Source organism: Qipengyuania profundimaris (assembly GCF_030717945.1).
GTDB lineage: Bacteria > Pseudomonadota > Alphaproteobacteria > Sphingomonadales > Sphingomonadaceae > Qipengyuania > Qipengyuania profundimaris.
On the sequence record NZ_JAVAIM010000001.1, the window covers coordinates 1,046,185 to 1,059,975 of the forward strand.

General features: G+C 65.1%; 16 protein-coding genes. 12 read left to right on the forward strand and 4 right to left on the reverse strand.

Annotated features, from left to right (window positions below; all coding sequences use genetic code 11):
- Nucleotides 1-65 precede the first annotated feature (65 nt).
- The 3 genes from Q9K02_RS05125 to Q9K02_RS05135 all read left to right on the forward strand — a co-directional run bounded on the left by Q9K02_RS05125 (nucleotide 66) and on the right by Q9K02_RS05135 (nucleotide 2,353).
- Nucleotides 66-1,016 (forward strand): alpha/beta fold hydrolase, encoded by a 951-nt coding sequence (locus tag Q9K02_RS05125; RefSeq protein WP_305931919.1) that lies wholly within the window; start codon nucleotides 66-68, stop codon nucleotides 1,014-1,016.
- Nucleotides 1,013-2,110, forward strand: coding sequence for an NAD(P)/FAD-dependent oxidoreductase (locus Q9K02_RS05130; protein ID WP_305931920.1), 1,098 nt, complete (start codon nucleotides 1,013-1,015; stop codon nucleotides 2,108-2,110). Before Q9K02_RS05125 ends, Q9K02_RS05130 begins: the two co-directional genes overlap by 4 nt.
- A gap of 66 nt (nucleotides 2,111-2,176) precedes the next feature.
- The gene (locus Q9K02_RS05135; protein ID WP_305931921.1) at nucleotides 2,177-2,353 is read left to right on the forward strand and encodes a YegP family protein; all 177 of its coding nucleotides are present in this window, start codon (nucleotides 2,177-2,179) and stop codon (nucleotides 2,351-2,353) included.
- Between the two features lie 6 nt (nucleotides 2,354-2,359).
- On the opposite strand, the gene rnhA is transcribed toward Q9K02_RS05135, so the two are convergent.
- From rnhA to ispH, 3 genes are read right to left on the reverse strand one after another with little or no spacing between them, the layout of a single operon-like run.
- Nucleotides 2,360-2,806, reverse strand: a complete 447-nt coding sequence (gene rnhA, locus Q9K02_RS05140) for a ribonuclease HI (protein WP_305931922.1) — start codon at nucleotides 2,804-2,806, stop codon at nucleotides 2,360-2,362.
- On the reverse strand, nucleotides 2,803-3,777 hold the full coding sequence (locus Q9K02_RS05145) for a homoserine kinase (RefSeq protein ID WP_305931923.1): 975 nt from the start codon (nucleotides 3,775-3,777) through the stop codon (nucleotides 2,803-2,805). Before Q9K02_RS05145 ends, rnhA begins: the two co-directional genes overlap by 4 nt.
- Nucleotides 3,778-4,761: a 4-hydroxy-3-methylbut-2-enyl diphosphate reductase gene (gene ispH / locus Q9K02_RS05150; protein WP_305931924.1), complete on the reverse strand. Its 984-nt coding sequence runs from the start codon at nucleotides 4,759-4,761 to the stop codon at nucleotides 3,778-3,780.
- Between the two features lie 96 nt (nucleotides 4,762-4,857).
- Here ispH and Q9K02_RS05155 point away from each other — a divergent pair, with 96 nt between their 5' ends.
- The 9 genes from Q9K02_RS05155 to tatC all read left to right on the forward strand — a co-directional run bounded on the left by Q9K02_RS05155 (nucleotide 4,858) and on the right by tatC (nucleotide 12,111).
- Nucleotides 4,858-5,508 carry a hypothetical protein gene (locus Q9K02_RS05155; RefSeq protein WP_305931925.1) on the forward strand — a complete coding sequence of 217 codons (651 nt, stop codon included), beginning with the start codon at nucleotides 4,858-4,860 and terminating at the stop codon, nucleotides 5,506-5,508.
- A 45-nt stretch (nucleotides 5,509-5,553) separates the two neighbouring features.
- Nucleotides 5,554-7,293, forward strand: a complete 1,740-nt coding sequence (gene argS / locus Q9K02_RS05160) for an arginine--tRNA ligase (RefSeq protein WP_305931926.1) — start codon at nucleotides 5,554-5,556, stop codon at nucleotides 7,291-7,293.
- A 2-nt stretch (nucleotides 7,294-7,295) separates the two neighbouring features.
- Nucleotides 7,296-8,030 carry an SPOR domain-containing protein gene (locus Q9K02_RS05165; RefSeq protein ID WP_305931927.1) on the forward strand — a complete coding sequence of 245 codons (735 nt, stop codon included), beginning with the start codon at nucleotides 7,296-7,298 and terminating at the stop codon, nucleotides 8,028-8,030.
- Nucleotides 8,031-8,129: 99 nt separating this feature from the next.
- A complete protein-coding gene (nagZ, locus tag Q9K02_RS05170; RefSeq protein WP_305931928.1) occupies nucleotides 8,130-9,152 on the forward strand; it encodes a beta-N-acetylhexosaminidase in 1,023 nt (340 codons plus the stop codon).
- Complete coding sequence (locus tag Q9K02_RS05175; RefSeq protein WP_305931929.1) at nucleotides 9,149-9,958, forward strand: segregation and condensation protein A; 810 nt, start codon at nucleotides 9,149-9,151, stop codon at nucleotides 9,956-9,958. Before nagZ ends, Q9K02_RS05175 begins: the two co-directional genes overlap by 4 nt.
- Nucleotides 9,951-10,559, forward strand: coding sequence for an SMC-Scp complex subunit ScpB (scpB, locus tag Q9K02_RS05180; protein ID WP_305931930.1), 609 nt, complete (start codon nucleotides 9,951-9,953; stop codon nucleotides 10,557-10,559). Before Q9K02_RS05175 ends, scpB begins: the two co-directional genes overlap by 8 nt.
- 50 nt (nucleotides 10,560-10,609) lie before the next feature.
- A complete protein-coding gene (gene tatA / locus Q9K02_RS05185) occupies nucleotides 10,610-10,840 on the forward strand; it encodes a twin-arginine translocase TatA/TatE family subunit (RefSeq protein ID WP_305931931.1) in 231 nt (76 codons plus the stop codon).
- 25 nt (nucleotides 10,841-10,865) lie between these two features.
- A complete protein-coding gene (gene tatB / locus Q9K02_RS05190; protein WP_305931932.1) occupies nucleotides 10,866-11,315 on the forward strand; it encodes a Sec-independent protein translocase protein TatB in 450 nt (149 codons plus the stop codon).
- Nucleotides 11,316-11,325: 10 nt separating this feature from the next.
- Nucleotides 11,326-12,111, forward strand: coding sequence for a twin-arginine translocase subunit TatC (gene tatC / locus Q9K02_RS05195; RefSeq protein WP_422785444.1), 786 nt, complete (start codon nucleotides 11,326-11,328; stop codon nucleotides 12,109-12,111).
- Here tatC and Q9K02_RS05200 read toward each other — a convergent pair.
- A complete protein-coding gene (locus tag Q9K02_RS05200; RefSeq protein WP_422785410.1) occupies nucleotides 12,096-13,766 on the reverse strand; it encodes an amidohydrolase in 1,671 nt (556 codons plus the stop codon). The two genes, tatC and Q9K02_RS05200, sit on opposite strands and share 16 nt — an antisense overlap.
- Nucleotides 13,767-13,791: the final 25 nt, after the last annotated feature.

Genomic DNA, 13,791 nt, shown 5'->3' on the forward strand with positions numbered 1-13,791 from the left:
GTGGTACAGATCATGACTTACCAAACAGTAACCATAGCGAGGACCCGCATATCTCGGATACGGCCATGACTCCGGCGATCGACCGTCGCTCCATCCCCGCAGATGCCAGCGAAACCCGCTGGACTGCACCCGATGGACATGCCCTGCGCCGGATCGACTGGCCCGGGGCCAAACCCGCGCGCGGTTCGATCCTGTTCCTTCCCGGCCGCGGCGATTTCTACGAGAAGTATCTCGAGACGCTGGAGGAATGGCACCGGGCCGGCTGGCGCGTGACTGCAGCGGATTGGCGCGGCCAGGCCGGGTCGGGGCGGCTGGGCGACGACGAAGTCACCGGACATATCGACGATTTCGGCGACTGGGTTGCAGATCTGGCGGCTCTCTGGACCGCGTGGAAGGCCGAGACGCCCGGACCTCATGTCCTCGCGGGCCACTCGATGGGTGGGCATCTCGTGATGCGTGCCCTGATCGAGCAGGCTGTCGACCCCGAAGCCGTAGTCCTGAGCGCGCCGATGCTCGGCATGGCGGGGCCGCCGCTTCCGCTACCCATGCTACAGGGGGTCGCGAAATTGATGACGCTGCTGGGCAAACCCACGCGCCCGGCATGGAAATGGAGCGAGAAGCCGGGAGAAATCCCTGCGCGGCGGCGCGACCTGTTAAGCCACGACGCCCAGCGCTATGCCGACGAACTGTGGTGGCGTGAGCAGCGGCCCGAACTGGTGATGGGGCCGGGCAGCTGGGGCTGGGTCGAGCGGGCCTATGCCTCGAGCCGGGTGCTGGAACGGACAGGCGCGATGGAAGCCGTGGAGGCTCCGGTGCTGATCGTGTCGACTTCCAACGACAAGCTGGTCAGCCATCCCGCTGCCGTTCGGGCGAGCGAGCGCCTGCCGAAGGGGGAACTGGTCGCATTCGGCCCGGAAGCGCATCACGAGATCCTGCGCGAGACCGATGACGTACGGGACCGCGCGACGAATGCGATCGAGGAATTTCTGGACAGGGTCGCACCGCAAAGATCGTGAACACTTTCGATTTCGCCATCGTCGGCGCCGGAATAGCCGGGGCCAGCCTAGCAGCCGAACTCTCCGCGACCGGTGCGTCCGTGCTGGTGCCGGAGGCGGAAGATCGACCTGGATACCATTCGACCGGACGCTCGGCTGCGTTCTGGGAGGAATGCTATGGCGGGCCGGACATCGTTCCGCTCACTCTCGCATCGGGGCGCTACCTGCGCGAAGGCGGCTTTCTGACGCAGCGCGGCGCGCTTTATATCGGGCGCGATATCGATACGCATACCATCGACCGCTTCGAACAGCGTTTCGGCGGGACTGGTGTGACCATAGAGCAGCTCGACCGGCACGCGCTGGGACAGCGGTTGCCCGGCCTTTGCCCGGACTGGACGCGCGCGATCTGGGAACCTGCCTGTGCGGACATCGATGTCGGCGCGCTGCATCAGCACTATCTCGCTATGGCCAAGCGCGGTGGCGTCGACCTTGTCTGTCGCGCCAGGATCGTCGACGCGTCCCGCCGGGATGGCCGGTGGACGTTGACGAGCGCAGCAGGCGAAAGCTGGACTGCCGGCGCGCTCATTAACGCAGCTGGCGCCTGGGCGGACGAGTTCGCGCAGCTTGCGGGCGCGCGCCCGGTCGGGATCCAGCCGCTGCGGCGCACGGTCATCCAGCTACGGGTCGCGCCGCAGGTCCCGCCCGATCTCCCGCTCGTGCTCGACATCGGCGGCGGCTTCTATTTCAAGCCCGAATCGGGCCGGGTCTGGCTGAGCCCGCATGACGAAGAACCGAGCGAGCCTTGCGATGCGGCACCTGAAGAACTGGCCGTGGCGCAGGCAATCGATCGTTTCGAAAGCGTCGTGGAGTGGCAGGTCGAGGCGGTAGAGCGCAAATGGGCCGGCCTGCGCAGCTTCGCGCCCGACCGGAGACCGGTTTACGGTTGGGATCCCCATGTCGAAGGCTTCGGCTGGTTCGCGGGCCAGGGCGGCTTCGGAATCCAAACCTCGCCGGCCGCTGCGCGCCTCGCAGCGCAATTGTTCACCGGGGCGTCCGGCGACGATCTGACAGCAGGGGTCGATCCGTCGCCATATCTGGCGTCACGCTTCGGGTAGCCAAGCGGACAACATTTGTTAGGTTCGCGCAGCCGAATCCAATCGCAAACACGGGAGACGCGATCCATGGCCCATCATTTCGAAATCTATAAGGACAAGGCGGGCGAGTACCGCGTGCGCTTCAAATACAATTCGGAGACGATGTTTTCGACGGAGGGCTACAGCTCCAAGGCCAGCGCGCAGAACGCGATCGACTCGATCAAGAAAAACTGCCCGGGTGCCGAGGTGATGGACAACAGCTAAGCTGTGTCAGGCTCCGCCGGCGGCGATGGCATCGGCCGCGTCGCTGGCGAGCTGGTCCACCCGCTCGTTCTCCGGGTGGCCGCTATGCCCCTTTACCCAATGCCAATGTACGGTGTGACGCGCGGTAAGCTCGATCAGATCATGCCATAGCTCGGCATTGCGGACCGGCTTCTTGCTGGCATTGACCCAGCCGCGCTTCTTCCAGCCGTGCACCCACTTGGTGATGCCATCGATCAGGTATTTGCTGTCGGTATAAAGCTCGACCTCGCAGGGCTCGATCAGCGCGGAGAGCGCGCGGATCGCGGCGGTCAATTCCATGCGATTGTTGGTCGTCTCCGCCTCGCCACCGGACAGTTCCTTCTCATGACGACCCATACGCAGCAGCGCGCCCCAGCCGCCGGGGCCGGGATTGCCCTTGCAGGAGCCATCGGTGAATATCTCGACTTTCTTCATGCGAAGAGCGCTGTGCCATGCTCGCGGTAAAAATCCAGTCGCGCGGCGAAATCCATCGGATCCTTGCGAACCACGAGCGCGTCTGCGGGGGTGTTCACCCAGTCGTAGGCCCGCGACGAGATAAAGCGCATGCACGCCCCCCGCGCCAAAATGGGCAGCGCCGCTCTTTCGGCATCCGACAGGCTTCGACCCGATGCGTATCCTGTGAGCAGGGCATCGCTGATTTCCGGGCGAAAACGCTTGCCCCTATCTTCGAAGCACCAGGCCGCATGCGTCACCGCGAGGTCGTAGGCGAAGAAATCCTCGGCTGCGAAATAGAAGTCGATGAGACCGCTGACCTTGTCGCCCAGCATCAGGACGTTGTCGGGGAAAAGGTCGCAGTGGACGACGTCTCGCGGCAGCCCCTCGGGCCAATGGGCATCGAGGTAGCCCAGCTCGGAAAAGGCGAGGTCGGGCAATGCAGGATCGATGTCTGCCAGGCCCTCCTTGCCACAGTCCTCCAACAACCGCCGCCATTCGGCGAGGCCCATGGATTGCGCAAGCGACTTGTCGAAGTCACCTACCGCACCATGCAACTGTGCGAGGGCCGCTCCTACCGCCTTGGCCTGTGCCGGTGTCGGCCGGTCAACCGATACGCCGGGCAGGAATTCGATCAGCGCCACCGCCTTGTCGCCGATCGTCCGACAGGCTGCGCCAGTCCGGTCGTGGATGGTGCGCGGGACCGGGCAATCCCTGGCCGAAAGATGATCGAGCAGGCCGAGATAGAAGGGCAGTTGCGCGGTATCGATGCGGTATTCGTACATCGTCAGGATGAAGCGCGCGCCGATCCCCTCCGCACCGGTGGTTTCGATCAGCCAGTTCGAGTTCGACACGCCCTCGGCGATTCCCTTGGCCGAGACCAGCTCGCCGACATCGTAAGCCGCGATCAGTGCCGCCAGATCCTCTGCGCCGAGGTGGGTGTAGACCGCCACCTAGTCGGTCAGCTGGCGCGGCAGCTTGAAGATCATGTTCTCCTCGGCGGCCATGATCGTTTCTTCGCTCACGGCGCGCCATTCGGACAGCCGGTCGACGACTTCGCGAACCAGCTTTTCGGGTGCCGAGGCTCCAGCTGTCAGGCCGAGTGTGCCGACGCCTTCCAGCCAGCTCGGATCGATCTCGTCCGCCCGCTGGATCAACCGCGCATCCGTGCCGAGTCGTTCGGACACTTCAACGAGCCGCAAGGAATTCGATGAATTCGGGGCTCCGATGACCAACACGAGATCGCTGGCCGGGGCGATCTTCTTGACCGCTGCCTGCCGGTTGCTGGTGGCGTAGCAAATGTCTTCAGCCTTGGGTCCGACGATCTGTGGATAGCGTTCCCGCAGGGCTTCCACCAATTCGCGCGTGTCATCGACTGACAGTGTCGTCTGCGTCAGGAAAGAGAGTTTGTCGTCGCGCGTGAAGGGAAGTGTCGCGACGTCCTCGACCGTCTCGACCAGCGTGATCTGGCCCTCGGGCACCTGGCCCATCGTGCCGATGACTTCCGGATGGCCTTCATGACCGATGAAAAGGATGTGCTGCCCCTTTTCGATCTGGCGCTCGGCTTGGCGGTGGACCTTGCTCACCAAAGGACAGGTCGCATCGACATACATCATGTTCCGCCGTTCGGCCTCTGCCGGGACGGACTTCGGCACGCCATGTGCGCTGAAGACGCACGGAGCATCGGTCGGCACCTCGTCCAGTTCCTCGACGAAGATCGCGCCCTTGGCCTTCAGGCTCTCGACGACGTAGCGATTATGGACGATCTCGTGCCGGACATAGACCGGTGCGCCGTATTTCTCGAGCGCGCGCTCGACGATCTCGATGGCGCGGTCGACTCCGGCGCAGAAACCACGCGGGGCGGCGATCAGGAGCTGGAGCGGCAGGCGCGGATCGCTGCTTGCTGCCGCATCGGTGGATTGAAAGGGGGCGTTCATGTGCTGCCCTCTAGCGCTTTCGCCGCACGCAAGCTAGGGCGTCCTCGCGTCCCGCAAGGCGGGCGAATTCGAATTCGACAAGGGAATACAAGCCGCATGACCAGCCGCAATCGCCTCCTCTCCGTGCTCGCAGTCGGACTGGCGCTCGCCGGATGCAGCCGCGAAGGCGAACTGGTAATCAACGAAGGCGTCGGTATCCAGGCGGTCCGTACTGCCTGCCCGGCTGTCGGCATTCCCGATTACACCGGCGACATCACGACCTTCCGTGCTCCCGGATCTACTACGCTGGCCGACCTCGACGTGACGGCGGCGATTACCAATCTGCGCTCGACCTGCGACGAAGGTGCGGAGCGCGTTTATACGCAGGCGACCTTCGACGTGCTTGCCCGCCGCGCCGATACGCGCGGTGCGCGCACGGTAACGCTGCCCTATTTCTCGACCGTGCTGCGCGGGGGATCGCAGGTGGTGACCAAGCGGATCGGGCAGGTCACGCTGCAATTCGCCGACGGTCAGGAGCGCGCCTCCGCCAGTGGGCAGGCCGGTGCCTATGTTAACCGCGCCGATGCTTCGCTGCCCGCCGATATTCGTGAGCAGATCACCCGCAGGCGGAAGGCGGGGGATCCCGATGCGGCGCTCGACCCGCTGGCCGATCCGGCGGTGCGTGCAGCCGTCCAGCGGGCGACGTTCGAACTGCTGGTCGGCTTCCAGCTGTCCGAACCGCAGCTGCGCTATAACGCCACGCGCTAAGCGCTGGTCTCTTGCGAATCTGGCCCAATGGGCTAGGCGCGCGCCATGGCTGACATGCAGACCCTTCACGCGGCTTTCGCGGCGCGTATCGATGCAATCCTGAACGCGCTGGAAATGGAAGGCACGCTTCCGTCCGAAACGCCGCGCGGCAATGTGACGGTGGAGCCGCCGCGGGATCCCTCGCACGGAGACCTTGCGACGAACGCGGCCATGGTGCTGGCCAAGCAGGCGAAGACCAATCCGCGCGCGCTGGCGGAAAAGATCGTCGAGCATCTCGATCGCGATCCCGACATAACTTCGACCGAGATTGCCGGCCCCGGTTTCATCAACATGCGCCTCTCCGACGATGCATGGCGGCGCGAGCTTGAAGCGATCGCTGCGCTCGGCGCGGATTACGGCAGCTCGACGATGGGCGACGGGCGCACGGTCAACATCGAGTACGTCTCCGCCAATCCGACCGGTCCGATGCACATGGGCCATTGCCGCGGCGCGGTGGTGGGCGATGCGCTGGCGGGCCTGCTGGAATTCGCCGGCCACCGTGTGGTGCGCGAGTATTACGTCAACGACGCGGGAGGGCAGGTAGATGTGCTCGCCCGCTCCGCTCACCTACGCTACAAGGAAGCGCTGGGCGAGGACATCGGCGAGATCCCCGAGGGGCTATACCCGGGCGACTATTTGAAGCCGGTCGGCGAAAGACTGCAGCAGCAATTCGGCGATGCGTACAAGGACGCGCCGGAGAGCGAGTGGCTGCCGATCTTCCGCGAGCAGGCGGTGGCGGCGATGATGGACATGATCCGCGAGGATCTGGCGCTGCTCGGCATCCATCATGACCTGTTCTCTTCCGAGGCCGAATTGCAGGCCGCGAAGAAGCCCGAAGCCGCCGAGGCGTGGCTGCGCGAGCATGGCTTCGTTTATGACGGCGTGCTCGAAGCCCCCAAGGGCAAGGCACCGCCGGAGGATTGGGAGCCGGTCGAACTGCCGCTGTTCCGTTCCACCCAGTTCGGCGACGATCAGGATCGCCCGATCAAGAAGTCGAACGGCGCGTGGACCTATTTCGGTGCCGATCTCGCTTATCACCTGCAGAAGGCGCAGGGGGCCGACGAACTGATCGACATCTGGGGCGCGGACCATGCCGGCACGGTCAAGCGCATTAAGGCCGCCGTCGCCGCGCTGTCGGAAGGGGAAGGCAAAGCCATCCCATTCGACGTGAAGCTGGTCCAGATGGTCCAGCTGACGCGGAACGGCGAGCCGATCAAGATGTCGAAGCGCTCTGGCAATTTCGTCACCATCGCCGACATGGTCGAGGAAGTGGGCAAGGACGTGGTGCGCTTCACCATGCTGACCCGCAAGCCCGAAGCACAGATGGAATTCGATTTCGCCAAGGTGGTCGAGGCGTCGAAGGACAATCCGGTCTTCTACCTGCAATACGCCCATGCCCGCATCCGCTCGACCATGCGCAAGGCCGGTGTCGAGCCGTCCGGCAAGCATCTCGACCGGCTCGGCGCGGACGAACTCGCGCTGGTGCGCGAGGCCGCCCAGTTCCCGCGCGTCGTCGAATCCGCCGCCAAGGCGCGCGAGCCGCACCGGATCGCCTTTTTCCTCGGCGATCTCGCTGCCGCCTTCCACAGTTTCTGGAATGCGGGTAACGACGATCCGTCCAAGCGGATCATCCAGGAGGGGGATGCCGAGCTAAGCGCAGCGCGTCTGTTCCTCGCCGATGCCGTCGGGCAGGTCATCCGCAACGGGCTCGCCATTCTCGGCGTCGAAGCGGTCGAGGAGATGTGAGCATGGCGGCAACGCCCTATGACAGCGACGACAATTGGGACGACAGCGAAGAGCTGGACCTGGCCGAGGACGAGAGCCTGCCGTGGCTCGAAGCAACCGATGACGATGAGCCGCGCGGCGGTTTCGACACCGGACGCATCGTCCTGGTCGGCGTGCTGGCGCTGCTGGCGCTTGCGGTGGTCGTGGGCGGTATCTGGTATTTCGGACGCGCGACCTCGGACGAGCCGCCCGCCGACGGCAGCCTGATCGCTGCACCGGAAGAACCGTACAAGACGAAGCCGGAAATCGAGGGTGGCAAGGTCTTCCCCGGCACCGGCGATTCCAGTTTCGCTGTTGGTGAAGGCGAAACCCGCGAGGGCCGCCTCGCCGATTCGCCGCAACAGGCGCAGGCCGAGCGGGAGGGCGAAAGGGTCGCCGGTCCTTCGATCGCTTCGACCCTCAACGATGACGGCGCGGCGGAAAGCCCCGCGACGCGTCCGGCCCCGGCTCCCGTGCCGGCGGCCAGCGGCACTGCCGTGCAGGTCGGCGCTTTCCCGAACCGCGCGGATGCGGAAGCGGCCTGGACCAATCTGACGCGCCAGACCGAAGCGCTGAACGGTGTGCGCCACCGCGTGGTGGAGGCTCAGGTCGATATCGGGCGGGTCTATCGCCTGCAGGCTCTGCCGGGCGATCGCGCTGCGGCCAACCGTCTGTGCAATGCACTAAAGGCGGACGGACTGGCCTGTTTCGTGAAATAGCCACCGCTTCTAACGCACGCTGCAAAAGTCGCCGCAATTTCCACACTTCGCGGGCAGCGAAAGCTTGCCGCTCTTGGGTAAAAGCCGCACTCTAGGCCAATGACGCCAGCAATTTTCGGCATAGCCGGTCTCGAGCTTACGGAAGACGAGCGCGCCTTTTTCAAGGAGGCCGATCCGGCAGGCTATATCCTGTTCGGTCGCAACTGCGCTGATCGAGAGCAGCTTCGCCGGCTGACGGACAATCTGCGTAGCATCCACGGGCGCGACCGGCTGATCGTTTCGATTGATCAGGAAGGTGGGCGCGTCGTGCGAATGAAGCCGCCCGAATGGCCGCGCTATCCGGCGGGCGAGGAGTTCGCCAAACTCTACGAGATCGCCCCTGCGTCTGCCATCGAGGCGATGCGCTGCAATGCCGAGGCCATGGCTCTGGAATTGGCGCTTGCGGGGATCAGCGTCGATTACCATGCCCCCTTGGACGTGCGGCGGCCGGAGACCGATGACGTGATCGGGGACCGTGCGCTGGGCAGCGAGCCGATGCAGGTCGCTGCGCTCGGCCGAGCCGTGCTCGACGGGATGGCGCGGGCGGGGGTGGTCGGCTGCCTCAAGCACATGCCAGGCCACGGCCGCGCGACCTGCGATACGCACAAGGAACTGCCGACAGTGGAAGTGAGCGCAGCGGAGCTTGAGGCCGATATCGAGCCTTTCCGCACGCTATCCGATCATCCGCTCGGTATGAGCGCGCATATCGTCTTTACCGCGTGGGATGCGGATCGCCCGGCGACGCTGTCGAGCAAGGTGATCGACGACGTCATCCGCCGGCAGATCGGCTTCGGCGGCCTGCTGCTGACCGACGACATCGACATGGAGGCGCTCGACGGGACAATCCCCGAACGCTCCGAGCAAGCGCTGGCTGCGGGATGCGATATCGTTCTCAATTGCTGGGCCAAGCGCGACGATATGGAAGGCATTGTCGAACGCTGCGGCAAGATGTCGAACCAGGCGAACGAGCGGCTGGATCGCGTGCACGCTGCCATGGGCGATCCAATGGACGCTATCGAGACGGCGGAATTGCTGGCCAAGCGCGATGCCTTGCTGGCGGTTGCCGAAGGGGCTGCGGCTTGACCAGTGACGGCCTCCTCTTCGCCGAAGCGGATGCCGAAGACGACTGGGACGGCATCGCCTCCGAGGCGAAGGTGGACGAGAATGCGCTGTATCTGGAGCTCGACGGCTGGGAAGGGCCGCTCGATCTGCTGCTCGACCTGGCGCGGCGGCAGAAGGTCGACTTGCGCTCCATCTCGATCCTTTCGCTGGTCGACCAGTATCTCGACTATATCGAGCAGGCCGGTGCGCTGAAGCTGGAGCTGGCGGCGGACTATCTCGTGATGGCCGCCTGGCTCGCCTATCTCAAATCCACGATGCTGCTGCCCAAGGACGAGCAGGAGGATCCGAGCCCGGAAGAGCTTGCGCTGAAGCTCCAGCTGCGCCTGCAACGGCTCGGCGCAATGCGCGATGCGGCGGCGCGGCTCATGGGCGGCAACCGCATCGGGCGCGATGTTTTCCTGCGCGGCGCGCCGGAGGGACTGGAGATCGCGCGCAAGACGCTGTGGCAAAGCGACCAGTTCGCGCTGATCGAGGCATACGGACGGGTCAAGGCGCGGACCGCGCCGGCGATCCACATGGTGCGCGAGCGACCGGTGATGACGCTCGAAAGCGCGCTCGACCGCGTGTCGCATATGCTCGGCGTATCGCTCGACTGGATGGAATTGCGCAGCTTCCTGCCGCCGCATGCCGAACCGCGGCTGCGCAAGTCGGCGCTGGCTTCCAGCTTTGTCGCGGCGCTGGAGCTAGCCCGCCTGGGCAAGGCGGAACTGCAGCAGGAGGAGACTTTCGGGCCGCTGCACCTCAGGCGAGCTGCGGCACATGGATGACCTCTCCCGCGCGCTGGAGGCTGCGCTTTTCGCGGCCGAAGAGCCGATGACCGCGGAGGCGCTTGCAGGCTTCCTTGGCGATGCTGCCTCCGGCGATGTGCGGGAAGCGCTACGTGGACTTGCTGAGCATTACGAGGAGCGCGGCATCCGGTTGGTCGAGCGGGCGAAGCGCTGGCATTTCGAAACCGCGCCGGACCTTGCGCATCTGCTTCGGCGCGAGAAAGAGCAGCTACGCCGCCTCAGCCGCGCGGCGACCGAGGTGCTCGCGATCATTGCCTATCACGAGCCGGTCAGCCGAGCCGAGATCGAATCGATCCGCGGAGTGCAGACCAGCGGGGGCACGCTCGACGTGCTGATGGAGGCGGGTTGGGTGAAGATCGCGGGACGGCGCGAAGTGCCCGGTCGCCCGACGATCTACGCCACCACGCCCGAATTTCTCGAGCATTTCGGGCTCAACAGCCGCCGTGACTTGCCCGGGATCGCCGAATTGCGCGCCACCGGCCTGCTCGATCCGGTCGACGATGCTTACGAGGACCTGATGGGCGAGGCCGTGACCGACGGCGAGGCCGAAGACGCGCCGGACGATAGCTCACTGGCATAGCGCGGCGCACACGCCTATATAGGCAGCACAGCTACGAAAAAGGTTTCATCATGTCGCTCGGTCCCTGGCAGCTCATTATCATCGCCATCGTCATCCTCGTCCTGTTCGGGCGCGGGCGCATTTCCGAAATGATGGGCGATTTCGGTAAGGGCATCAAAAGCTTCAAGCAGGGTATGAACGAGGATGACGAAAAGCCTGCCCCGCGGATCCAGCACGAGGCGAAGCCCGCCGACGACGGCCTGAAAGACAGCCAGGTCAAATCGACCACCGACACCAAGTGACCGGCTAGACCGCGGTAGGCTGTCCATGTTCGATATCGGCGCTGCCGAACTGCTGGTGATCGTCGTAGTGGCGATCATCGTGATCGGTCCCAAGGACATGCCCAAGGCCATGCGCACGGCGGGTCGCTGGATCGGCAAGCTGCGCAAGGTCTCGGGCCATTTCCGCGCCGGGCTGGACGAGATGGTCCGGCAGGCCGAGATCGAGGACATGGAGAAGGAATGGGCCGATCGCAACAAGCGGATCATGGCCGAATATCCGACCGGAGACGATCCCGCCGGCGGCGCGCCCGATAATCTCGTCCCGCCGCAGATGGAGCCGCTGGCCGCGGCGGACGAAGTGCCCGATCCCGACGCCGCTGCAGAAGCCGCCATTCGCCGCGCGGCGCCGGTGAAAGCGCCCGAGCACGCTCCGCCGGAGACCGACGAGCCTTCGTTGCCCCTCGATCCACCTCCGCCGCCCGCGAAGGACGCGTGACGTGGCGGTAATCAAGGACATCGACGAAACGCAGGCCCCGCTGCTCGACCACCTGATCGAGCTGCGCGCACGGCTGGTGCGCTGCATCCTCGCGCTGGTGGTGGCGTTCGGCGTGTGCCTCTACTTCGCCGATCCGATCCTCGGCTTCCTCATTCAGCCGCTCAAGGCTGCCTTTCCGGCCGGTGAGGGGCAGCTGATCTTCACGAAGCTCTACGAAGTGTTCTTCGTGGAGTTGAAGGTCGCGCTGTTCGCGGGCTTCTGCCTCAGCTTCCCGATCATCGCCAACCAGCTGTGGGCGTTTGTCGCCCCCGGTCTCTACGCGAAGGAAAAGCGAGCCTTCCTGCCCTTCCTGCTCGCGACGCCGATCCTGTTCGGCGCCGGGGCGGCGCTTGCCTATTATGTCGTCATGCCGACGGCTTTCCGCTGGTTTCTCGGCTTCGAGGGCACGGCTGGCGGGCTGGAAATCCAGGCGCTGCCGACGGCGAACGAATATCTCGGGCTGGTGATGCAGTTCATCCTCGCCTTCGGGATGAGCTTCCTGCTGCCGGTGCTGCTTCTGCTGCTGCACCGCGCAGGCATCGTTACGCGCGAGCAACTGGTCGGCGCGCGCCGCTATGTCATCGTGCTCGTGGTCGCGCTCGCGGCGATCATCACGCCGCCCGATCCCGGCTCGCAATTGCTCTTGGCGATACCGCTGCTGCTACTCTTCGAAGGCTCCTTGATCCTCATGCGCTTTACCGATCGCAAGAAGATCCAGGACGAGGCCGAGCCGGAAGAGCCTCAGTCCGCGTCGTAGACTTTCCGGCCGCCGACCCAGGTCTCGAACACCTTCGTCGCACGTAGCTGCGCCGGTGTCGCCATCAGCGGATCGGTATCGACCAGCACGAAGTCCGCCCGCTCGCCGGGCAGCAGACGTCCGAACCGCCCTTCGGCAAATCCGGCATAGGCCGCCCAGGCGGTAAAGCCTGCTAGAGCCTGCTCGCGATTTACTCGGTCCTGCGGGCGCCAGCCGCCGAAGGGCTCGCCATTGGCGTCCATGCGCGTCGTCGCGGCGGCCATCCCGGCGAAGGGATCGGCGCTCTCGACCGGCGCGTCCGAACCGAAGGCCAGCTTGCCGCCGAGGCCGAGGATCGTGTTCCAGGCATAGGCCCCGTCCAGCCGGTTAGGGCCCAGCCGCGCTTCGGCCATCAGGCGGTCGCTGATCTGGTGGACCGGCTGCATGCTGGCGATGATGCCGTTCTGCCCCAATTTCGGCAGGTCGACCGGATCGACGATCTGCACATGCTCGATCCGCCAGCGCCGATCACCGGGGAAGCTTTCCGCTATCTCGCTGATCGCATTGAGCGCCTCGGCATTGGCGGCGGTGCCGATGGCGTGAATGGCAGGCTGGAAATCCCCCTGCGCCGCGCGCACGAGGATGTTGCGCAGCTTCGCCGGGCTGGTCAGCGGCAGGCCGGTGTTGCCCGGATCGTCGGCATAGGGCTGTTTGAGCCACGCCCCGCGGCTGCCCAGCGCACCGTCGAGATAGAGCTTTACGCCGTTCATCCGGAGCTTGTCGTCATAGAGCCAGGGCGAGGGGCGCGATCCGGCGATCAGCTCCATCTGGTCTGGTCCAGCGGCATAGCTCATGATCCGCAGCGTGAGCGTTCCGCGATCGCCGGCGCGGCGGAAGGCCTGCCAGTCCTCGATCGTCGTGCCCATGTCGGCCACTGCTGTGATGCCCTGCCGATGGAGCACTTTCTGCGCTTCGGCAAAAGCGAGGTCGCGTTCGACCGGGCGCGGCGCGGGGATGGCGCGGTTCATCAGCTCTTCGGCAGCGTCGACGAACACGCCGGAGGGCTCCTGCGATCCGGCCAGCCGCTCTATCCGGCCACCCTCGGGCGACTTCGTTTCAGCGGTGACGCCTGCAGCCTGCAGGGCGAGCGTATTGGCCCAGCCGGCATGGCCATCGACGCGCTGGAGATAGACCGGCCGGTCCGACACCGCGCGGTCCAGCTCGGCGGCCGTCGGAAAGCGTCCTAGGCCCCATTGCTCCTGATTCCAGCCGCGCCCGAGGATCCAAGGTCGCGCCTCGTTCTCGGCAGCGAAAGCGGCGATCTTCGCGAGCGCCTCGTCGAGCGAGCGCGTGTCGGACAGGTCCAGCGTCAGCGCGCCGATGCCGACGCCCATTACGTGGGCATGGGCATCGATCAGGCCGGGGATCATAACCCGTCCCTGGCCATCCTCGCGGTAATCGGTCTGCGGTTTCTTGTCGCCGCGTTCCAGCAACTGGACGATCTTGCCATCGTCCCCGATCACGATGCCGGTGAAGCGCTTGACATCGCCCTCCTCGTCGATGGTCAGGCCCTCGACATTGTCTATCAGGACATCGGCAAAGGCCGGCGTCGCCATAGTGCAGGCAAGCAGTGCGGTAAGGAATTTCAGTTTCATCGAGCGGCCCCGTGTCATCATGTTCGGGCGCGATAAGGCATAGCTT

What these genes read in the sequence shown, in the direction of transcription:
- Q9K02_RS05125 (WP_305931919.1), top strand. Translation starts at nt 66, where the DNA reads ATGACTCCGGCGATCGACCGTCGCTCCATCCCCGCAGATGCCAGCGAA.
- Q9K02_RS05135 (WP_305931921.1), top strand. Translation starts at nt 2,177, where the DNA reads ATGGCCCATCATTTCGAAATCTATAAGGACAAGGCGGGCGAGTACCGC.
- rnhA (WP_305931922.1), bottom strand. Translation starts at nt 2,806, where the DNA reads ATGAAGAAAGTCGAGATATTCACCGATGGCTCCTGCAAGGGCAATCCC.
- ispH (WP_305931924.1), bottom strand. Translation starts at nt 4,761, where the DNA reads ATGAACGCCCCCTTTCAATCCACCGATGCGGCAGCAAGCAGCGATCCG.
- Q9K02_RS05155 (WP_305931925.1), top strand. Translation starts at nt 4,858, where the DNA reads ATGACCAGCCGCAATCGCCTCCTCTCCGTGCTCGCAGTCGGACTGGCG.
- argS (WP_305931926.1), top strand. Translation starts at nt 5,554, where the DNA reads ATGGCTGACATGCAGACCCTTCACGCGGCTTTCGCGGCGCGTATCGAT.
- Q9K02_RS05165 (WP_305931927.1), top strand. Translation starts at nt 7,296, where the DNA reads ATGGCGGCAACGCCCTATGACAGCGACGACAATTGGGACGACAGCGAA.
- nagZ (WP_305931928.1), top strand. Translation starts at nt 8,130, where the DNA reads ATGACGCCAGCAATTTTCGGCATAGCCGGTCTCGAGCTTACGGAAGAC.
- scpB (WP_305931930.1), top strand. Translation starts at nt 9,951, where the DNA reads ATGGATGACCTCTCCCGCGCGCTGGAGGCTGCGCTTTTCGCGGCCGAA.
- tatA (WP_305931931.1), top strand. Translation starts at nt 10,610, where the DNA reads ATGTCGCTCGGTCCCTGGCAGCTCATTATCATCGCCATCGTCATCCTC.
- tatB (WP_305931932.1), top strand. Translation starts at nt 10,866, where the DNA reads ATGTTCGATATCGGCGCTGCCGAACTGCTGGTGATCGTCGTAGTGGCG.
- Q9K02_RS05200 (WP_422785410.1), bottom strand. Translation starts at nt 13,766, where the DNA reads ATGATGACACGGGGCCGCTCGATGAAACTGAAATTCCTTACCGCACTG.